This is a genomic window from Agrobacterium sp. ST15.16.055, from assembly GCF_027956555.1.
Classification (GTDB): domain Bacteria; phylum Pseudomonadota; class Alphaproteobacteria; order Rhizobiales; family Rhizobiaceae; genus Agrobacterium; species Agrobacterium salinitolerans.
In genome coordinates, this window is the sequence record NZ_JAQKGN010000006.1 from 83,808 (window position 1) to 103,545 (window position 19,738).

The following is a 19,738-nucleotide window of genomic DNA, read 5'->3' on the forward strand; positions in this document are numbered from 1 at the left end:
GGCCGCATTTTTTATGCCGGAACGTCAAGTCGCCGGTTCTGTCGGAGACAGATTTTTGAGGTCGCTCAAATCGGTGGGTTGACCATGAAAAGGCAGCTTGCGACCACGAAGCCGATCATCGAGATTTCCAGAAAACCGTTCAATCCGTCACGCATTCCAACCCTCCTCCTGTCGAGTGAAAAGAGAACGGGCAAAGTTTATCGCGGTTCCATAACGAAAGAATGAAATTCAGCAAATTCTCAAATCCAGCCTCTCCGCCGTCCGACGGAGGGCGTTTTCACGCTTCAGCCAGTGACGACGAAAGCGACCACGAGGTGGCCGAGAAGGCCGATCGCCAGGCAGGAGAGGAGAAAAATGAACAGGGCTTTTTTCATATTTCCGGAAGCTTCCATCTGTTGCGATCCATCGAACCTGTCTTTTTGAAAACGCAGCGCTGCTGGCGGCATTTATAGTCTGCGGCCCCAGTTATTTCGACGTCAGGCCTTGATATCGAGGCCCGCTTCGATTGCGGCTGCGATGAAGGCCTTGCGCGCATCCTCGGGCTTTTTCCGGCCTGCATCGACGGCGGCGCAGATCAGCAGCGCCTTGTCCAGCGCATCGCCGTCTTCTATCGGCCAGTCCTCGATCAGCGCCCAGGAGGCGGCCTGCGTGGTGTCGATGCTCGTGTAATCGCCCGGCGTTTCGAACGCGATCAGGACGGGTTTCTGCCAGCGCGTATTCATCGCCTATCCATCGTGGTTGTTGCGCCCGGCTCTAAACCAAGCGGTCAGGATGCGCAATCCCGTTGCGGATGCGTTTCTGCCGGTTACGGTGCGGTCAGTCGTCGCGCCCGAACAGCCATTCGCGGATGATGCGGCGGTCGATGAGTTCCAGCGAGCGGTCCGGCGCGATGCGGTAGGTTTCCACCGCTCTCGTGCTGCCGTCGATGCGGAACTCATGGGTGAAAGTGCTGCCGATTGGCGATTTCGTCAGTTTGGTTCGCGGCTGGCCCCTGTAGATGATGCTGCCGGGGATGGGTTCGACATAGGGCGCGGGGCCGAGATAGGCGGCCGGTCCGGCCGTGGTGCATCCGGCAAGCGCCAGTGCAAGCGCGATAGCGGCCGACGATACGAGCGTTTTCATCCTGTCCTCCCAAGTGCGTCTGTGAAAACGATGTCGAGGCGCGACGGTTCCCGGCGGCAGAGGGGCGGAGACGATTTTCCCGACTATTTGCTCTTCGGTTTCTGAATGTCGCGCGCGACCCAGCGAAAGAAAAAATAGACGAGGAGGCCGAAGATGAAAAGCGGGATGAGGTTCGCAAAACCGGACATGTGATGCTCGTTTCTCCCTCCCGGTCCGGGGTCTAGCCGGAGTGAAACCGGCAATGCAAGCGAAAGGCAGCACATAGCCGGTAAAATATCCGTGTGCCTGCGAAGGTGAAGGGGATATGAGGGGCTGTTGGGAGGGGCGGGAGAGATCCGGCGCACTGCCAGTGATGCCGGATCTCTCCGTCTCCCGCCAGTTTCAGGGGACGGGTGACTGGCATTAATATGACGGACAACCGCCAATAGACATAGGCCGAGAAATCACCTCGGATAAATCGCTGCTTTGGTCATCCCGGTGAAGGCCGGCCCGCCACAGCTCCTCAGGGCTTTTGTGGCGACCTAACTTGGCGGAGAATTATTTCCCGAGACGGAGCGGCAACGCCGCATTTCCGAATTTCCGGTGTAACCCGTTGAAACTGAAGAGGATGCGTTTCCACCCTTATGCTGCCGACTATAGAGAGAAGGGAACTTTTTGCGCGTTTCATCATTCAAACACGCAGGACATATGCCAATACTGGAGGGTTACACATGCTCGGCACCATCCTCGTCATCCTTCTCATTCTTTTTCTCATCGGCGCACTGCCAAGCTGGGGTTACCATAATTATGGCTACGGCCCGTCAGGCGGTCTCGGACTGGTTCTGGTCATCGTCCTGATCCTGGTTCTGCTTGGGCGAATCTGACCTCCCGGCACAGCAAATGCAGCATCGCCCGCAACGGCGCAAACGCGCCGGGTGCGGGCTTTGTTTGTTCCGAAATATGCAGCGGATACGAAAAGCGTCATAATCTTAAGCGCTTAGGAGTTCGGCTGCTGTGGTGTGCCGGTCCGGCCCGAAAAAACACCACATTCGGAACGAACCCTCTTGCGCCCATAATGGATTCGTTCTAAATGCCCGCCATCGCTTGATTGATGAGCGTGTGAGGCCTCGTGGCGGAGTGGTGACGCAGAGGACTGCAAATCCTTGTACCCCGGTTCAATTCCGGGCGAGGCCTCCAAAAAATTCCACGAACACAATGTTTTCGGTATTATTGCCCCGCTTCGCGGTAATTTGCTGTTCCGGAAAACTCCACTGTTTCGCTTTTTCCCGCACATCCTGCTCAGCGCGCTTGAAAGCGTGCGCTTGGGCAATTATGAGATTATCCAAAGGCGAGGGTGAGCCCCTGCCGTTTTGAGCTTTTGGAGCCGAGGCTTCCCGACCGGCATCCTTGAAATTGAGGCGAGACGATATGATGGATTTCGAAACCGCACGCGCCAATATGGTCGACAGCCAGTTGCGTACGACCGACGTGACGTCGCATTCCGTGCTGAAGGCGTTTTTGAGTGTGCCGCGCGAGGCATTCGTGCCGGCGGGCGTGCGGCAGATTGCCTATGTGGACGAGGACCTGCAGATCTGTCCCGCCCGCGATGGCCGTCCGGCCCGTTATGTCATGAAGACCTCGCCGCTGGCAAAGCTGCTGCAGCTTTCGGCCGTGTCGAAGGAGGACGTGGTGCTGGAAGTCGGCGGCGGCGCAGGTTATGCGGCTGCCATCCTTTCGCAGCTTGCCGGTTCGGTGGTTTCGCTTGAAAGCGATGAGGCGCTGGCCGCACAGGCGACCGAGACGCTCGCCTCGCTCGGATATGACAATGTCGCCGTCGTGACAGGCGATCTCGAAAAGGGCTATGCGGGCGAAGCGCCCTATGACCTCATTTTCATCAACGGCTCGGTGGAAGAAGTGCCGGCGGCACTGATCGACCAGCTGCGCGACGGCGGACGTCTGGTCGTGGTCGTCGGATATGGTGGCGCCGCAAAGGCCACCGTCTATCGCCGCGATGGCAACAGCACATCGGCAGCCGCTTTCTTCAATGCTTCGATCAAGCCGCTGCCGGGTTTTGCCAAGGCGGCCGAATTCGTTTTCTGATCGGCAAAGGATCATCTTCTCTTTTGACGCCGGGGTGACGTTTCCGCCCCGGCGTTTTTATGTTCGGTTTGCCGGCGGGCGCTTCCTTCCGGGCCGCTCTCACAAAGCTGTGCATCATCACGAAACTTGTCGAATCAGTGATTTAGTTCCTCGCTATGCTGACCTAAACTAAGGGTGATTCGGGGTGTGCGTATTTCTGCCCCGCATGATCCTGCGACAGGGACGGCGAAATGCTCAAGCGCTTGGCCGGCCATGTTTCAGAGCATCGGTGTGACGATCGATTTCGGTTGTCGAAAACGCGATGTGCAAATTGAACAGGTCAAGGAGCGCTCATCCGGTGTCCGAGGGATGCGGCAAGGGCGCTCGAAGAGTGGAAACCGGGGATTGATATGGCTCAGCCAAGCGTAGCGCGTGAACCGTCCATGGAAGAGATTTTGGCGTCTATCCGCCGGATCATCGAAAGCAACGAGACCGGACCTGCCGGTGCGTTTTCCGGGCAGTTGCCGCCGGTCTATGACGATGAAGACGAGGCTGCGAGCGAAGCGGCCTTCGTGGCGGAGCCCATCAGCCCGCCGGCGCGCGTTCCCCCCGCTGCAAACCAGGCTTTCGGCTCACGGCCTGCGCAGGAGTTTTCGCCGGTTTCCGAAAAGCCAATGGCTGAAGGGCAGGAAAGCGCCGCCGAAAAGACCATGTCCCTTGCCGATGTTGCCGCCCGTGTGCGTGCCGCTGCAGACCGTAACGCGGCCATGGGGCCGCAGGCTTTCGCCGCGCAGGCCCGCAGTGGAGCGTCCGAGACCGCGCCGCCGGCTGCTGCGCCGGCTCTATCGCAGCCTTTCTCCGCGACGTCTTCGGAACGCGCCGCACCGCAGCGCCCGACGGATGTGCGGCCGCTGATGGCTGCGGCCGCCGCGAGCGTCGGCGAGCAGCCGGCATCCAGCGTGAGCGAGCAGCCGGTATCTTTTGCCGCCGAGGATCGCGCCGCCGCTGCCGCCATCGAGAGCGCGCCTTCGGCCGAAAACCGCTTCGATCAGCTGTCGCTGCGCGGTGCCATCGAAACACCGCTGACAGCGGATCGTTTCGATATGGCGGTGCTGGAACCTGCTGTTGAAAAACATGCATTCGATCTGGCCAAGCCACAGGCAGAAGACGTAGCGGATGGTGAGGGCGGCCTGTCGCTCAATCTCCTTTCCGCCGCTGCCGGCGCGCAGATCGCCCGTTCCTTCAGCGAGCTTGCGCAGGTTTTCGACGGCGTCGAGCGGCGCTCGATCGAGGACATGGCCGCTGAAATGCTGCGCCCGATGCTGCAGGACTGGCTGGAAGACAATCTTCCGACGCTCGTGGAGCGTCTGGTGCGTGAGGAAATCGAGCGCGTGGCGCGCGGTTCGCGCCGCTAAGTTCTCCTCCGGCCGCACGAGCGATTGCGGCGGATCCGACGAAACAGGGGCCGCTCCGGCATAGGGGCGGCTTTTTTGTTGAAGATGAAGGTGTTATGGGGGCATAGTCACCCGTGGGTCCGCTCAATGGTTGGCTCGCGGGCGGGTTTCTGTTGACTCTCTCCCGTCCATCCTTATTTAAAAAATCCACACAAGAACTCTAAAATTCAGGTCAGGAAATGCTCGAAAAGACCTACGATTCCGCTTCCGTCGAACCGAAAATCGCCAAAGCCTGGGACGAGGCTAACGCTTTTCGTGCCGGCGCCAACGCCAAACCGGGTGCGGAAACCTTCACCATCGTCATTCCGCCGCCGAATGTGACCGGCTCCCTGCATATGGGCCACGCGCTCAACAACACGCTGCAGGATATATTGGTCCGCTTCGAGCGCATGCGCGGCAAGGACGTGCTGTGGCAGCCGGGCATGGACCATGCCGGCATCGCCACGCAGATGGTCGTCGAGCGCAAGCTGATGGAACAGCAGCTTCCGGGCCGCCGCGATATGGGTCGCGAGGCTTTCGTCGAAAAGGTGTGGGAATGGAAGGCCGAATCCGGTGGCCTCATCTTCAACCAGCTGAAACGTCTCGGCGCCTCCTGCGACTGGTCGCGGGAACGCTTTACCATGGATGAAGGGCTCTCCGAAGCGGTTCTCGAAGTTTTCGTCACGCTCTACAAGCAGGGCCTGATCTACAAGGACAAGCGCCTCGTCAACTGGGATCCGAAGCTGCTGACGGCGATTTCCGACATGGAAGTCGAGCAGATCGAGATGAAGGGCAATCTCTGGCACCTGCGTTACCCGCTGGAAAAGGGCGTTACCTATCAGTATCCGGTTGCCTTCGACGAAGAGGGCAAGCCCACCGAGTTCGAAACCCGCGATTACATCGTCGTCGCAACGACGCGTCCGGAAACGATGCTCGGCGATACCGGCATTGCGGTGAACCCGGAAGACGAGCGTTACAGGGGCATCGTCGGCAAGCATGTCATCCTGCCGATCGTCGGACGCAAGATCCCGATCGTCGCCGATGATTATGCCGATCCGACGGCCGGCACGGGCGCGGTCAAGATCACGCCTGCGCATGATTTCAACGATTTCGAAGTCGGCAAGCGTTGCGGCCTGCGCGCCATCAACGTCATGAATATCGACGGCACGATCACCATCAAGGAAAACGAGGATTTCCTCGAAGGCCTCAGCCATCCGGCTGCGCTGCATGGCGCATGGGACCGTCTGGAAGGGCAGGACCGCTTTACCGCGCGCAGGATCATCGTCGAAATCTTCGAGGAAGCCGGCCTGCTCGACAAGATCGAGCCGCACAAGCACGTCGTGCCGCATGGCGATCGTGGCGGTGTGCCGATCGAGCCGCGCCTGACCGACCAATGGTGGGTGGACAACAAGACGCTTGCCCAGCCGGCGATTGCCTCGGTTCGCGAAGGCCGCACCAATTTCGTGCCGAAGAACTGGGAAAACACCTACTTCCAGTGGATGGAGAACATCCAGCCCTGGTGCATCTCGCGGCAATTGTGGTGGGGACACCAGATTCCGGCATGGTATGGCCCGGACGGGCAGGTCTTCGTTGAGAAAACCGAGGAAGAGGCGCTTCAGGCGGCCATCCAGCATTATATTGCCCATGAAGGTCCATGGAAGGCCTGGGTGGAAGAGAAGCTCGAAAACTTCAAGCCGGGCGAAATCCTGACGCGCGACGAAGACGTGCTCGACACCTGGTTCTCGTCGGCGCTCTGGCCGTTCTCGACCCTTGGCTGGCCCGAGCAGACGCCGGAACTGGCGCGTTATTATCCGACCAATGTGCTGGTCACCGGTTTCGACATCATTCCGTTCTGGGTTGTCCGTATGATGCAGATGGGTCTGCATTTCATGAAGGACGATGCCGGCAACCCGGTCGAACCCTTCAGCACGGTCTACATCCATGCGCTGGTTCGCGACAAGAGCGGCCAGAAGATGTCGAAGTCGAAGGGCAACGTCATCGATCCGCTGGAACTGATCGACGAATATGGTGCGGATGCGCTGCGTTTCACGCTCGCCATAATGGCGGCGCAGGGCCGCGACGTGAAGCTCGATCCGGCGCGTATCGCCGGTTATCGCAACTTCGGCACCAAGCTGTGGAATGCCACGCGTTTTGCCGAGATGAACGGCGTGAAGCGCGATCCGCATTTCCTGTCCGAGACCGCCTCGCTGACCATCAACCGCTGGATCCTGACCGAGCTTGCCAATACGGCGCGCGACGTGACGGCGGCGCTTGAGAACTTCCGTTTCAACGACGCCTCCGGAATTCTCTACCGTTTCGTCTGGAACCAGTTCTGCGACTGGTATCTGGAACTGTTGAAGCCTGTCTTCAGCGGCGAGGACGAAAAGGCGAAGCGGGAATCGCAGGCCTGCGCGGCCTATGTTCTGGAGGAGATCTACAAGCTGCTGCATCCCTTCATGCCCTTCATGACCGAAGAACTGTGGGCACATACGGCCGGCGAGGGCGAGGAGCGCGACGACCTGCTCTGCCTCACCGATTGGCCGGAGCCGGAATTCCGCGACGATGCGGCAGCCGCCGAAATCAACTGGCTGATCGATCTCGTCTCCGGCATTCGCTCCGCGCGCGCGGAGATGAACGTGCCGCCGGGCGCTACCGCCTCGCTGGTGGTCGTCGGTGCCAATACCTCCACGGAAGCGCGACTGGACCGCCATGCCGCGGCCATCCGGCGTCTGGCGCGGGCGGATGAAATCCGCGCTGCCGATGTCGCGCCGAAGGGTTCGGCCCAGATCATCGTCGGTGAGGCCACGGTCTGCCTGCCGCTCGGCAACCTCGTCGATCTCGCGGCTGAACAGGCCCGGCTCGAAAAGGCGATCGGCAAGGTGGATGCGGAAATGGAACGCATCGACAAGAAGCTGTCGAACGAGAAGTTCGTGGCCAATGCCGATCCGGAAGTCGTGGCCGCCGAGCGCGAGCGCAAGGCGGAGCTGGAGGTGCAGCTTGCAAGCTTGAGAACAGCGCTTACACGGGTCAGCGAAGCCGGATAATAGCTGCCTCCGTCATTTACGAATACAAAACGCCTCCTCGAAACGGGGGCGTTTTTTTGTTTTGGCGGAACAATTGCCCCGGTTGATTGCTGCGCCGCAACGACGAATCACGCGGGTTCGAAAGAGCGATTATTTCAGGCCATGCCCGCCCGAAAACCTTTGGAACAGCCAAAAAATCCAACAAAAACGGCCTGATAAGTGCGTTTCTTCGGGAAACTCGCAAGTGTGGTTATTTGGCGACAATTCCTGTCTCAAGTGGGAATTTGTTTCATTTTATGTCTGATTGCTTCAATTGGATTAGAAAAATAACCTAAAATGACTATTTAAGGGCATACGCATAAAATTCTTACGTAAAAAATGGAGAAGTGTCGCGGAACTGTGCCAGTGTGCGGCAGATTGTCATTTGCCGCGAAGCGCTTCACTCTTTTGACGATCACATTGCCTTGATTGGGGAGAGAGATGGCAAAAACTGCAATTTTTCGCGGCGCGGTATGTTTCGCAGTCAGCATCGCGGCGGTAACGCCTTCACTGGCCGGCGGCCTTGAGCGTGGCGGTTACAATATCGACCTGCTGTTCGATCCGTCCGATTATGTTCTCGACAGTTCCGCAACCTTCGTCGCGCCGCAGCGCAAGGTGGAGAATGCGCGCGACAACCCGGCAAAGAGCGGTCCCTTACCTGCTTCTTGGTCAAGCACCGCAGACGACTCTGAAAACTTCTGGTCGACCCGCGTCGGTGCCAAGGCGGCAATCGGCGATTTCGGCGACTGCATGTTCGATTATTCGCAGCCCTGGGGCGCACATCTCAATCCCGGCATCTGGCAGGGATCGAGCTACAATATCGAGACCAAGGTCAAGTCGCACAATTACGCTACCACCTGCCGGGTGAAGTTCGATCTTGGCAAAGGCGACTTCTCGATCATCGGCGGCGGTTTCTACCAGGAGATCAGCGGTTATAAATACCGTCAGGTTCTCGGGCCGGCCGTTCTGGGCCTCAATCCGGCCTGGTCCAGCTTCAGCGGCGTTGGCAAACTTGAGATGGAAGGTGATGGCTGGGGCTGGCGCGCCGGCATGGCCTATGAGATTCCAGAGATCGCCTTCCGTGCGAGCCTTGTTTATAACAGCGCCGTCGATCACGACTTGACCGGCTTCGCCGATGTCAGGGCGATTCCGCAGACGCCGCCGTCCATTTCTCCGACGCTTGCGAAATACGGCGGCAAGCTCGTGCCGATCTATGGCTCTGTTTCCATGCCAGACAGTATCGAACTCAAGGTGCAATCCGGCATTGCGCCGGACTGGCTTGCTTTCGGTTCGGTGAAATGGACCGACTGGAGCCAGATTCAGGTCATTCCTTTCTGCGCTGTCGGCACGTCACCTTGCGTTCCCGCTGGACAAGACACGTTGAACACGCTCGACCTGTTTTACCGCGATGGCTGGACGATTTCCGGTGGCGTTGGCCACAAGTTCAATGAGCAGTGGAGCGGCGCTGTGAGCCTGACCTGGGATCGCGGTACATCGACTGTCATCGGTACCCAGACCGACACCTGGACGCTGGGCACGCAGATTGTCTACTCCCCGAACAAGAATATCGAGTTCAAGATTGCCGGTGCTCTCGGCCTCCTGACCTCCGGCAGCTCTTCCATTAATGGCGGACCGTGCGGTGCCGGGTTCACTTGCGGCAACGAGGTGGGCTACGACTTCGGCAACGACCTCGTGGCAGCAATCTCCACGGGCGTGAAGGTCAAATTCTGACAGCATCCTTCCGCAGATGCTAAAATAAAGGTCCGGTTTACCAGCCGGGCCTTTTTCGTGCGCGACTATGATTCCTGCTCGATAAAATTTTCTAGGCCGAAAGTTTTGTGACGATTTGGCAACACTTTTCTGCAAGCGTGTGGTCGCGTTGGAATGTGAGCATATCTGTCCATTTCCCGCCACAAACAGGGTGCTTGGCTTATGTTTAGGGACGCGGGAATGGAAGAACATGCAGGCGTTTGATGTGGTGATGCGCAAGGCCGGAAAGTGAAAACGGGTTTGGATTCAGGGTTTAAGCAAGTAATACGGGAATTACATCCGGCATTCTTGTTCAGGTCTGACCGGTGGACGGCGAAATGCCGTTATATTGCCGGAAATTATGCCTATATCTGTCTCACTGGAAAATTAGGGCAGTTGCTGCAAAAGACCACCGGTGGTGCGCTGGAAAGTGCTGCCGGAAAGACGCAGTGTGTTCGAAAAATCGCGACCCGGCGGAGTTCGGCTTTGCAGTATTCCGCAAGTATTGGCTATATGCCGGGAAGAGTGAGAGAAGTTCGCTGAAATGCTGAAATGTGAAGCCAACGTTTTAAAGCCGCTCCTCATGGGCATGTTGCTTGCGTCGCTCGCAATGCCTGCTGCGGCTTTTGACATCAATGCGGGCGTGACCAAGGAATCCGGCCCCTTCGACCTGTTCAAGTTCGGCTTCAAGGCCTACAAGAACGGCAACAAGGGCGAAGCCGTCGAGGCCTATCGCTATGCGGCTGAAAAAGGCCATACCGGCTCTCGCTGGGCGCTTGCCAATATGTATGCCTATGGCGACGGCGTTGCCAAGAACGACTTCGAAGCTTTCAAGATTTACAGCGAAATCGCCAGCCAGGGCGTTGAGCCCGGTTCGGAAGATACCGGCTTTTTTGTCAATGCGCTGCTTTCCCTTGCCGATTATTACCGTCACGGCATTCCCGGCAGCCCGGTGAAGATGGACCTGTCGCAGGCCCGCCAGCTTTATTTCCAGGTTGCCTCCACCTTTGGCGTCGCGGAGGCGCAGTTCCGTCTGGCGGAGATGATTCTCGCCGGCGAGGGCGGTCGCGCCGACGTGCAGCAGGCCAAGAAGTGGCTCAACCAGGCCCGCAAGCACGGCCATGCGGGCGCGATGTCGATCTTCGGCAACCTGATCTTCCAGGAAGGCCAGACGACGCGGGGGCTGGCCTTCATGACCGCTGCGCTCGACAAATGCGCGGCGGCGGACTGTACCTGGATACAGAACCTGCAGGAGCAGGCTTTTTCGCTCGCCGGTGAGAAGGATCGCCGCGCGGCAATCGCACTCGCACAGAACATGCAGTTTAGCGATCCGGATTGAGAGTTGGCCGGATTGAGAGATGGCCCGGAGTGAGAATGGCGATCAGGGTGATTTCTTCCGCCTGAAGGGGCCGGTCAGCCGACCGGATTGAAAGCGAAATAACCGCAGACCGGCACATGGTCGGACGGTTTTTCCCAGGCCCGCACATGTTTTTCGATGCTGACGGATTCCAGCCTGTCCGCGGCTTCGGCTGACAGCATCAGATGATCGATGCGGATGCCGTTGTTTTTTGGCCATGCGCCAGCCTGATAATCCCAGAAGGAATAAAGTCCTGCTTCATCCGTCGTCGCCCGCGCGGCATCGGTGAAACCGAGATTCTCCAGCTTGCGGAAGGCTGCGCGTGTTTTCGGCAGGAACAGGGCGTCGCCTTCCCACACGCGTGGGTCGTGACAATCGAAGGGCTCAGGAATGACGTTGTAGTCACCGGCCAGGATCAGCGGCTCTTCCATTGCAAGGCGATCTTCCGCAAAGCGCCGCAGGCGCTCCATCCAGGCAAGCTTGTAGGGATATTTCACCGGATCGTCCGGCGGATTGCCGTTCGGCAGGTAAAGCGAGCAGACGCGGATCGCGCCGCCTTCCACGGAAAACACGCCTTCGATGAAGCGGGCCTGCTCATCGGTATCGTCACCCGGCAAGCCGCGATTGACCTCGTCCGGCTTGACCTTCGAGAGCAGGGCGACACCGTTAAAACCCTTCTGGCCGTGCGTTTCGATGTGATAACCGAGCGCCTCGATCTCAAGGCGGGGAAAACCCTCGTCAACCGACTTGATTTCCTGAAGGCAGACGATGTCAGGCGATGAATCCTTCAGCCACTGGCAGAGGTTTTCGATACGCGCCTTGACGCCATTGATGTTCCAGGTGGCAATCTTCATCGGAGTTTCCCTTTTGTGGGGGTACTTTTACCCGATGCAAAACCGATTGCCACCGTTTTTGGAAGGTGGTGGCGAGGATGTGGTGGATAGAATCGTCAGATTGAGAAGCTGGTGCCGCAGCCGCAGCTTGCCACGGCATTGGGGTTCTTGATCTGGAAGGACTGGCCGAGCAGATTATCGACGAAGTCGATTTCGGAGCCGGCCATATAGATGACCGACATGCTGTCGATCAGCACCTTGGCGTCGCCGCGGGCAATCACGATGTCGTCATCGGTTTTGTCTTCGGCCAGATCGAATTTGTAGGAGAAGCCCGAGCAGCCGCCGCCTTCCACCGAGACGCGCAGCGCCTGTTTGCCGGCGTCGGCGGCGACGATCTGGGCGATTCGCTTTGCCGCGGCTTCCGAAAGGGTAATGTCGCTGTTTTCCATGTCGTTCCTCCTGCCGGGGTCAAGAACCGGAGAGCAATAATCTCGTTGTCACCATTATAAACCGGTCAAATTAACGGTCTATAGCCTGTGTGAAGGCGGTCAGCGCGGCGATGATGCTTTGCGCCGACCTCTGCGATAGGTATGAAGGGTAAATGAAAAGGTCAATGGCCGAGGTGAAAAGGAAGTCACAGTCTAGGTCATGGCGGCGAAGACAACAGGTGGATGCATGATCATAGACCAGCGCGCATTGGGTTTCGGAAGCGGTGAGAGGGCGGTTTTCGCCTCGGATCCATGGACCACGCGCGGGCGTCTTTTTCCCGAAGAGGGAAGCCTGACGCGTTCCGAATTCCAGCGCGACCGCGACCGCATCGTTCACACGACGGCCTTTCGCCGCCTGAAGCACAAAACCCAGGTCTTCATCAGCCCTGACGGAGACCACTATCGCACGCGGCTTACCCACACCGTCGAGGTGGCGCAGATCGCCCGCGCTCTCGCCCGTGCGCTGAAGCTGGATGAGGATCTGGCCGAGGGCGTGGCGCTGGTGCATGATTTCGGCCACACGCCCTTCGGCCATACCGGCGAAGACGCGCTGGATGCGGTGTTGCTGCCCTATGGCGGCTTCGATCATAACGCCCAGTCGCTGCGCATCGTCACCAAGCTGGAGCGCCGTTATGCCGAATATGACGGTATCAACCTCACCTGGGAGACGCTGGAAGGTCTCGTCAAACACAACGGTCCGCTGGTGAATGCGAGGGGCGAGGGGATCAAGGGGCCGGTTCCGCTGCCCATCCTCGAATATTGCGAGCAGCAGGATCTGGAAATCGGCAGCTATGCGAGCCTCGAGGCGCAGGTGGCGGCGATTGCCGATGACATCGCTTATAATACCCACGATATCGATGACGGATTGCGTGCCGGCTATCTCACTTTCGAGATGCTGGAGGAGGTGCCATTCCTCAGCGGACTGATGGCGCAGGTGCGGGCGAAATATCCCGTGCTCGACAAGGAGCGTTTTGCCAATGAGATCATGCGCCGCCAGATCACCCATATGGTCGAGGATGTGATCGGCGTTGCCCAGCAGAATCTTGCCCGCCTGAAACCACGAAGCGCGGCCGATATCCGCGCCGCCGATTTCACCGTCGCGACCTTCTCGCCGGAAATGGCCGAGACCGACCGGCAGATCAAGAAGCTGCTGTTCGGCCATATCTACCGCCATCCGGAAATCATGCGCATCCGCGCCGGTGCCACGCAGATCGTTACCGATCTTTTCCACCGTTATATGGAAGTGCCGGCGGAAATGCAGAGCCATTACTGGGTGGACAGCATTTCCGGCATGAGCGTGGCCGCAAAAGCCCGGCATGTGGGCGACTATCTGGCCGGCATGACCGATAGTTATGCACTGCGCGCCCACCAGCGGCTGTTTGACCACACCCCCGATTTGCGATAGGGCAGCGGGCAATCGCGGAGCCGACCCGGTTATGATGGCCGGACATAAACAGAAGCCCTTCGCGCAGGTTGGAACGATGAACATTTTTGCTGATTTCGATACCAGGATCAAAAACGCGCTCGAGACCCTCGATCTCGTGAAAGAGAACCGCGAAAAGGTCGATTTCAGTCGAATTACCGTCGAATCCCCGCGCGATCTCAGCCACGGCGATGTTGCAACCAATGCCGCCATGGTGCTGGCCAAGCCGCTCGGCACCAATCCGCGCGCGCTCGCCGAACTCATCGTGCCCGCGCTTCAGGCGGATAGCGATGTCGACAGCGTCAATGTCGCGGGTCCTGGTTTCATCAATCTCAAGGTCTCGGTCGGTTACTGGCAGCGTCTTTTGGCAGACATGATCGGGCAGGGCATCGATTTCGGCCGCTCCACCATCGGTTCCGGCCAGAAGATCAACGTCGAATATGTTTCCGCCAATCCGACAGGCCCGATGCATGTCGGCCATTGCCGTGGCGCCGTTGTGGGCGACACGCTGGCGAACCTGCTGGCATTCGCAGGCTACGGCGTTACCAAGGAATATTACATCAACGATGCCGGCTCGCAGATCGATGTACTGGCCCGTTCCGTCTTCCTGCGCTACCGCGAGGCGCTCGGCGAAGATATCGGCACCATTCCGTCCGGTCTCTACCCCGGTGATTATCTCGTTCCGGTCGGCCAGGCGCTGGCGGATGAATATGGCATCAAGCTGCGTGCCATGCCTGAAGAAAAGTGGATGCCTATCGTCAAGGACAAGGCAATCGACGCGATGATGGCGATGATCCGCGAGGATCTGGCGCTGCTCAACGTCCGGCACGACGTGTTCTTCTCGGAGCGCACGCTGCATGAGGGCAATGGCGGTCCGATCCTCTCTGCTATCAATGACCTGACGTTCAAGGGCCATGTCTACAAGGGCACCCTGCCGCCACCGAAGGGCGAATTGCCTGACGACTGGGAAGACCGCGAACAGACGCTGTTCCGCTCCACCGAGGTGGGCGACGACATGGACCGCGCGCTGATGAAATCGGACGGTTCCTACACCTATTTCGCCGCGGACGTCGCTTATTTCAAGAACAAGTTCGACCGCGGTTTTTCCGAGATGATCTATGTGCTCGGCGCCGACCACGGCGGCTACGTGAAGCGGCTGGAGGCGGTCGCGCGCGCCGTCTCCGAAGGCAAGTCGAAACTGACGGTGCTGCTGTGCCAGCTCGTCAAGCTGTTCCGCGATGGTGAGCCGGTGAAGATGTCGAAGCGCTCCGGCGACTTCGTCACGCTGCGCGATGTTGTCGACGAAGTGGGTCGCGATCCGGTGCGATTCATGATGCTTTATCGGAAGAATTCCGAGCCGCTGGACTTCGATTTCGCGAAAGTGACCGAACAATCGAAGGATAATCCGGTCTTTTACGTGCAATATGCGCACGCCCGCTCACAGTCGATCTTCCGGCAGGCGCAGGAAGCGTTTCCGGGGCTTTCTCCTTCGGCTGAGGAGATGGCGGCCTCCGTCGCTTTGATTAGCGATATCAACGAGTTGCAGCTGGTTGCAAAGCTCGCCGAATATCCGCGCCTGATCGAATCGGCGGCTCTTTCGCACGAGCCGCACCGGCTTGCTTTTTATCTCTATGACCTCGCCAGTTCCTTCCATGGACACTGGAACAAGGGCAAAGACCAGCCGGAATTACGTTTTATTAACGATAAAAACCGAGAATTGAGCATTGCCAGACTTGGGCTGGTGAATGCTGTCGCAAATGTTTTGAGGTCCGGCCTCACGCTTTTAGGAGCGGACGCACCTGCCGAAATGCGATAACATATCACCATTATTTGCTCACAATACGCTGGCAAGAGCTGCAATGCGTAGATGGTGGAACACGTAATGGTCGAAAAAAAAGTCGCGTATAACCGGGACGCCCGGTCCGAAGGGTTCGCTGACAACGATCCTCTGGCAGAACTGGCGCGTATCGTCGGCTTCGAAGATCGTCCTTCGCATGCGGGTTCCGAGGCTGCGCCGCGCGCCGCTTCGCCGGCGACCCGCCGCGAACCGGAATTTAATCTCGAGGACGAGCTTCTGCGGGAGTTCGAAGTCTACGATGCGCCGCATGCCGATCCGGTCGTTCTTGATCCGGCAAACGATGTTCGCACAGGCATCCATCCCAACGATTTCATGCAGCGTGTCGAGCAGGTTTTCGCCCGCCGCGAGCCCGAGCTTGCGCCGGCGGATGAACCCGCGCCTGTTGCCGCATCCGCACCGGAGGTGATGGAAGAGCCGCTTCCGGAAGTCGATCAGGCCTATATTCACAACTACGTCGAAACGACCGCGCAGGATATTCGTGCGGATTTCCGCGACGACGCCTCCGCGGTGGCGGAAGTTTTCGATGTGCATTCGCGCCAGTCGCGTCCCGCCGAGCCGATGGTTTACCAGCCCGTCGCCGAGCAGGCTGGGTGGGAAGAGCCGCAGGCAGCGGAACCCGCCGCGACCGAATGGCATGCGATGCCGGAGCTTCCCGCCGATGTTTCGAGCAACATTCACGCCGATGGTCATTCCTATGCGCCGGAGCCGCAGGCTTTCGATCTCGCCGACGAGGTGGAAATAGCTGTCGCCGAGGAGGCGCCCGCACCGGTTTCCGTGCGTCCGCCGTCGCATGGCGGCCGGTCCTCGCTGGAATTTTCCAGCCTGCGGCTGCCGCTCGCCAATTTCGGCGCGCGCCGGGATGTTTCGGCTGTCGATCCGAGGCGGGTTGAGCCACGCTCCGAGCAGCAGCCTGCCGCAGCCCGCATCGAGCCGCAGGTCGAAGTCGCTCCCGCGCCTGCCGTCGTTCAGGCAGTGGAGGCCGCTCCGTCCTTTGCGCCTTCGGTCGCCGAGACCTTCACGCCTGCCGCAGAGCCTATGGCGTTTGAGGTTGCCGAGAAGCCGGAAGCGAAACATCTGTCGCCGATGGACGAGCTGATTTACGACGTCGCGAAATATTCCATTCCCGGTCGCGGCGAAACACCGCTCGTGCAAGATGTTCCCGCTGCGCAGGCTGCGAAGGTGGAGCCGCCCGTGGTTGCCGCCGCGCCGGTCAAGGCCGCGCCGATTGCCGCTGCTGCGCCTGCGGCACCCGCAGACGAGCTGGATTTCACGGATTTCGCCGGCTTCAACGATGATGATTTCGAGCTTGCGCTCGACGATCTCGATCTGGATCTTGATTTGTCTGAAATCGCCGAGGCGGAAGTTGCACCTGCGCCCGCGCCGCAACCCGTTCGCCAGCAGCCAGCCGCTCCGGTTGCCGTTGCGGCCGCCGCGCCGCAGCCGGTGAGGGAACAGCCCGCGCCGCAGCCGCGCCCGGCTTCCGTGGCCGCATCGGTGACCGCCGTTCCGGTGCAGCCGCGCCCCGCTGTTGCAGCAGCACCGCAGCCAGCCGCACCGCAGACGCTGGAAAGCCTGCCTTTCGATCCTTCGCAGATCGGCGAGACGGAAGAACATCCGGAAACCATCGTCGAAATGGATGTGCCGGAACTGCCGGTCGGTGTTTTCGAACCCAAGCCGGCCGCGCGCCGTCACGAGGAAGATCTCGATATCGATACCGAGCTTGCGACGCTGTTTGCGCCTGCTGTCGCCGGTGGTCTCGACCGTCACAAACATGGCGACAGTCGCGGCGCCGCCCAGGCGCGTCCTGCGCCGGCTCCGGAAGAGGCCGATGAATTCGAACGGGCGCTGGAAGAGGATTTCCGTCGTTCCATGCAGGAGGCTGCGGCTTCCCGTGGCAACGCATCCCGCGACGCCGAGAATACCTATGTGGAGCATCCGGCGGATTATCGTGGTGAGGATGAACGCGGCGGTCGCCGCTGGATCATGCCGGTTGCCGCGGCAATCGGTCTGGTGCTGGTCGGCGGCGGCGTTTACGCGCTGGTTTCCGGCGGTTCGTCCAGCATGGGTTCGAATGGCGCGCCGGTCATCATCTCCGCCGATAGCGATCCGATGAAGGTCGTTCCGGAAAATCCGGGCGGTCGCGTTGTGCCGAACCAGGACAAGGCGGTTTACGACCGCGTGGCCGGCGGCGGCGCTGCCGATCCGAAACAGCCATCGTTGATTTCCAGCAACGAGCAGCCGGTGGATGTGGTGCAGCGTACGCTGATCCCCGAACAATTGCCGCTGGAAGGCGAAAACGATGCGGATATGGAACCCGCCGGCACGCCGGTTGGCGAAACAGAAGATCCGCGCCTGCTTTCGCCGGAAGAAAAGGCTGCGCAGAATGAAGGTTCGGCTGCAACCGGCGTTTCGCCGCGTAAGGTCCGCACCATGATCGTCAAGCCTGACGGCACGCTGGTTGCCCAGGAAGTCGAAGCGCCGGCCGCCCAGCCGCCGAAGGCCGACAAGGTTGAGGAGCTTGCAGCACCGCAGACCGCAAAGCCGGGTGAGGGCGCGCCCGCCGTCATCGCCGCATCGCGGGTCCCGGTCACACCGGAGCAGGCTCAGCCGCAGGCGAACACGCCTGCCGCCACGACACCGGCAGCACAGTCGGCGGCGCCAGTTCCCTCGGCGCGTCCGTCCTCGCAGCCAGCCAATGTGGTGGCGACTGTGACCAACCAGGGCAATGTCCGCCCCACGAACGCTCCGGCACAGCAGCAGACGGCGGCGGCGACGCCGGCGGCGACCAGCACGCCTTCCGCCGGCGGCTACTACATCCAGATCGCCTCGTTGCCGAGCCAGGCGGAAGCCCAGAAGTCCTACCAGAACATGTCGGCCAAGTTCGGCTCGGTCATCGGTGGACGCGGCGTCGACATCAAGGCCGCCGAAATCGCTGGCAAGGGCACGTTCTACCGCGTCCGTATCCCGGCGGGTGACAAGAGCGAAGCCGTGGCGCTGTGCGAAAGGTTCCGCTCGGCCGGCGGCAGCTGCCTGGTGGCGCGGTGATAGTGGCCGGATTGGCTTAGACAGATCGGGGCTGCCGCGTGAGGCAGCCCTTTTGGATGGCACTCGGCCTTTCCTCACGCTCCGCCGTCATCCTCGGGCTTGACCCGAGGATCCACACCCGGAGCGATGGATCCTCGGGACAAGCCCGAGGATGACGGCGGAGAGGTTATGCGAGGATGGCGGCCGCAGGTCCACCTGACTGTTTTCGCACTCCGAGAGCACATCCCCTTTTACCCACCCTCCATCTCTTTTCCCTTTGAGCGTGACACCCATGACCGATTGCAAAGCTATGATCCTCGGATGCAGCGGGCTTTCGCTGACGGCCGACGAGATTGCCCTTTACCGCGATGAACAGCCCTGGGGCTTCATCCTGTTCGGGCGCAATATCGGCGAGCCGCAGCAGATCACCGATCTCGTCGCCGCCATGCGCGACGCCGTCGGGAGGTCAGATGCGCCGGTTCTTATCGATCAGGAGGGTGGGCGCGTGCAGCGTATCAAGCCACCGATCCTGCAGGCCTATCCGAACGCCCGCATTCTCGGTGAAATCTATGAGCGCGACCGGGGGGCGGGTCTGCGCGCCGCCTGGCTGATGTCGCGCCTGCATGCCTTCGACCTCATGAAATTCGGCATCAATGTCGATTGCCTGCCGGTGCTCGATGTGCCGGTGGAAGGCGCCAGCAATGTCATCGGTAACCGCGCCTATGGCTACACGCCGACCATGGTGGCCGAGATGGGGCAAGCAGCGGCCGACGGCCTGAAGGCGGGAGGCATGCTGCCTGTCATGAAACATATGCCGGGCCATGGCCGCGGCATGGTGGATTCGCACCATGAACTGCCGGTCGTCGATGTGCCGCTCGATGAGCTGGACGCCCATGATTTCGTGCCGTTCCGGGCGCTGAACCGCGAATTGATGGCGATGAGCGCGCATCTGGTGTTCAACGCCGTCGACCGTGAACGCCCGGCGACGACCTCGCCGAAGGTGATCGAGGAGATCATTCGCGGGCGGATCGGCTTCGACGGTTTGCTGATGTCCGACGACAGCTCCATGAATGCGCTGAAGGGCACGCTTGGTGAAAGAGCTGCGAATATTGTTGCGGGCGGCTGCGATATAGTCTTGCATTGCAACGGCGTGATGGGTGAAATGCTGCAGGTCGTGAAGGAGGTTCCCGTTCTTTCCGGCCGTTCGCTGGAGCGGGTGCGGGCCGTGGAAGCGGGTTTCCCTGTTGCGGACCCTTCCGACGAAGCGGAGCTGAGAGCCGAATTCAACGCCATGTGGGCCGTTTCCTGACAGTCGGGCGGCGGCCCGGTAC

The 19,738-nt window shown here is 59.9% G+C and carries 15 protein-coding genes and 1 tRNA gene; 12 read left to right on the top strand and 4 right to left on the bottom strand.

Annotated elements, in window-relative coordinates; translation table 11 throughout:
* The first annotated feature begins 221 nt into the window (after positions 1 to 221).
* Positions 222 to 452: a hypothetical protein gene (locus tag PL599_RS11550; RefSeq protein ID WP_269825135.1), complete on the top strand. Its 231-nt coding sequence runs from the start codon at positions 222 to 224 to the stop codon at positions 450 to 452.
* A gap of 24 nt (positions 453 to 476) precedes the next feature.
* On the opposite strand, the gene PL599_RS11555 is transcribed toward PL599_RS11550, so the two are convergent.
* A complete protein-coding gene (locus PL599_RS11555; protein WP_003523370.1) occupies positions 477 to 722 on the bottom strand; it encodes a DUF982 domain-containing protein in 246 nt (81 codons plus the stop codon).
* 94 nt (positions 723 to 816) lie between these two features.
* Positions 817 to 1,122 carry a hypothetical protein gene (locus PL599_RS11560; RefSeq protein ID WP_077982113.1) on the bottom strand — a complete coding sequence of 102 codons (306 nt, stop codon included), beginning with the start codon at positions 1,120 to 1,122 and terminating at the stop codon, positions 817 to 819.
* Positions 1,123 to 1,832: 710 nt separating this feature from the next.
* On the opposite strand from PL599_RS11560, the gene PL599_RS11565 reads away from it, so the two are divergent.
* From PL599_RS11565 to exoR, 7 genes are all read left to right on the top strand, one after another.
* On the top strand, positions 1,833 to 1,985 hold the full coding sequence (locus PL599_RS11565; protein WP_003495626.1) for a DUF3309 family protein: 153 nt from the start codon (positions 1,833 to 1,835) through the stop codon (positions 1,983 to 1,985).
* Positions 1,986 to 2,224: 239 nt separating this feature from the next.
* Positions 2,225 to 2,298 (top strand) — tRNA-Cys (locus PL599_RS11570).
* A 231-nt stretch (positions 2,299 to 2,529) separates the two neighbouring features.
* Positions 2,530 to 3,201, top strand: coding sequence for a protein-L-isoaspartate O-methyltransferase family protein (locus PL599_RS11575; RefSeq protein WP_077982143.1), 672 nt, complete (start codon positions 2,530 to 2,532; stop codon positions 3,199 to 3,201).
* Between the two features lie 389 nt (positions 3,202 to 3,590).
* Positions 3,591 to 4,595, top strand: a complete 1,005-nt coding sequence (gene popZ / locus PL599_RS11580; protein WP_269824697.1) for a cell division protein PopZ — start codon at positions 3,591 to 3,593, stop codon at positions 4,593 to 4,595.
* 218 nt (positions 4,596 to 4,813) lie between these two features.
* Positions 4,814 to 7,657, top strand: a complete 2,844-nt coding sequence (locus PL599_RS11585) for a valine--tRNA ligase (protein WP_269824696.1) — start codon at positions 4,814 to 4,816, stop codon at positions 7,655 to 7,657.
* 459 nt (positions 7,658 to 8,116) lie between these two features.
* Positions 8,117 to 9,406 (top strand): outer membrane protein transport protein, encoded by a 1,290-nt coding sequence (locus tag PL599_RS11590; RefSeq protein ID WP_077982146.1) that lies wholly within the window; start codon positions 8,117 to 8,119, stop codon positions 9,404 to 9,406.
* A gap of 562 nt (positions 9,407 to 9,968) precedes the next feature.
* A complete protein-coding gene (gene exoR, locus PL599_RS11595; protein WP_077982148.1) occupies positions 9,969 to 10,763 on the top strand; it encodes an exopolysaccharide production regulator ExoR in 795 nt (264 codons plus the stop codon).
* Between the two features lie 74 nt (positions 10,764 to 10,837).
* Here the strand turns inward: exoR and xth are convergent, their stop codons facing one another.
* Together xth and erpA are read right to left on the bottom strand one after the other, a co-directional pair.
* Entirely contained in the window at positions 10,838 to 11,635 is a 798-nt protein-coding gene (gene xth / locus PL599_RS11600) for an exodeoxyribonuclease III (RefSeq protein WP_142912318.1), read from the bottom strand.
* 95 nt (positions 11,636 to 11,730) lie between these two features.
* Positions 11,731 to 12,063, bottom strand: a complete 333-nt coding sequence (erpA, locus tag PL599_RS11605) for an iron-sulfur cluster insertion protein ErpA (protein ID WP_077982150.1) — start codon at positions 12,061 to 12,063, stop codon at positions 11,731 to 11,733.
* Positions 12,064 to 12,289: 226 nt separating this feature from the next.
* Between erpA and PL599_RS11610 the strand changes: the two genes are divergently transcribed.
* The 4 genes from PL599_RS11610 (at position 12,290) to nagZ (ending at position 19,716) form a co-directional block, all read left to right on the top strand.
* Positions 12,290 to 13,507: a deoxyguanosinetriphosphate triphosphohydrolase gene (locus PL599_RS11610; protein WP_142912317.1), complete on the top strand. Its 1,218-nt coding sequence runs from the start codon at positions 12,290 to 12,292 to the stop codon at positions 13,505 to 13,507.
* Between the two features lie 76 nt (positions 13,508 to 13,583).
* Complete coding sequence (argS, locus tag PL599_RS11615) at positions 13,584 to 15,341, top strand: arginine--tRNA ligase (protein ID WP_142912316.1); 1,758 nt, start codon at positions 13,584 to 13,586, stop codon at positions 15,339 to 15,341.
* Positions 15,342 to 15,407: 66 nt separating this feature from the next.
* Positions 15,408 to 18,428, top strand: a complete 3,021-nt coding sequence (locus PL599_RS11620; protein WP_271359067.1) for an SPOR domain-containing protein — start codon at positions 15,408 to 15,410, stop codon at positions 18,426 to 18,428.
* Between the two features lie 271 nt (positions 18,429 to 18,699).
* Positions 18,700 to 19,716 (top strand): beta-N-acetylhexosaminidase, encoded by a 1,017-nt coding sequence (gene nagZ / locus PL599_RS11625; protein WP_269824692.1) that lies wholly within the window; start codon positions 18,700 to 18,702, stop codon positions 19,714 to 19,716.
* Positions 19,717 to 19,738 lie beyond the last annotated feature (22 nt).

Excerpts from the sequence above, each read along its gene's own strand:
- popZ (WP_269824697.1), top strand. The coding sequence starts at position 3,591 with ATGGCTCAGCCAAGCGTAGCGCGTGAACCGTCCATGGAAGAGATTTTG.
- exoR (WP_077982148.1), top strand. The coding sequence starts at position 9,969 with ATGCTGAAATGTGAAGCCAACGTTTTAAAGCCGCTCCTCATGGGCATG.
- PL599_RS11560 (WP_077982113.1), bottom strand. The coding sequence starts at position 1,122 with ATGAAAACGCTCGTATCGTCGGCCGCTATCGCGCTTGCACTGGCGCTT.
- PL599_RS11585 (WP_269824696.1), top strand. The coding sequence starts at position 4,814 with ATGCTCGAAAAGACCTACGATTCCGCTTCCGTCGAACCGAAAATCGCC.
- PL599_RS11555 (WP_003523370.1), bottom strand. The coding sequence starts at position 722 with ATGAATACGCGCTGGCAGAAACCCGTCCTGATCGCGTTCGAAACGCCG.
- PL599_RS11550 (WP_269825135.1), top strand. The coding sequence starts at position 222 with ATGAAATTCAGCAAATTCTCAAATCCAGCCTCTCCGCCGTCCGACGGA.
- PL599_RS11565 (WP_003495626.1), top strand. The coding sequence starts at position 1,833 with ATGCTCGGCACCATCCTCGTCATCCTTCTCATTCTTTTTCTCATCGGC.
- PL599_RS11610 (WP_142912317.1), top strand. The coding sequence starts at position 12,290 with ATGATCATAGACCAGCGCGCATTGGGTTTCGGAAGCGGTGAGAGGGCG.
- PL599_RS11620 (WP_271359067.1), top strand. The coding sequence starts at position 15,408 with ATGGTCGAAAAAAAAGTCGCGTATAACCGGGACGCCCGGTCCGAAGGG.
- PL599_RS11575 (WP_077982143.1), top strand. The coding sequence starts at position 2,530 with ATGATGGATTTCGAAACCGCACGCGCCAATATGGTCGACAGCCAGTTG.
- argS (WP_142912316.1), top strand. The coding sequence starts at position 13,584 with ATGAACATTTTTGCTGATTTCGATACCAGGATCAAAAACGCGCTCGAG.
- PL599_RS11590 (WP_077982146.1), top strand. The coding sequence starts at position 8,117 with ATGGCAAAAACTGCAATTTTTCGCGGCGCGGTATGTTTCGCAGTCAGC.
- erpA (WP_077982150.1), bottom strand. The coding sequence starts at position 12,063 with ATGGAAAACAGCGACATTACCCTTTCGGAAGCCGCGGCAAAGCGAATC.
- xth (WP_142912318.1), bottom strand. The coding sequence starts at position 11,635 with ATGAAGATTGCCACCTGGAACATCAATGGCGTCAAGGCGCGTATCGAA.
- nagZ (WP_269824692.1), top strand. The coding sequence starts at position 18,700 with ATGACCGATTGCAAAGCTATGATCCTCGGATGCAGCGGGCTTTCGCTG.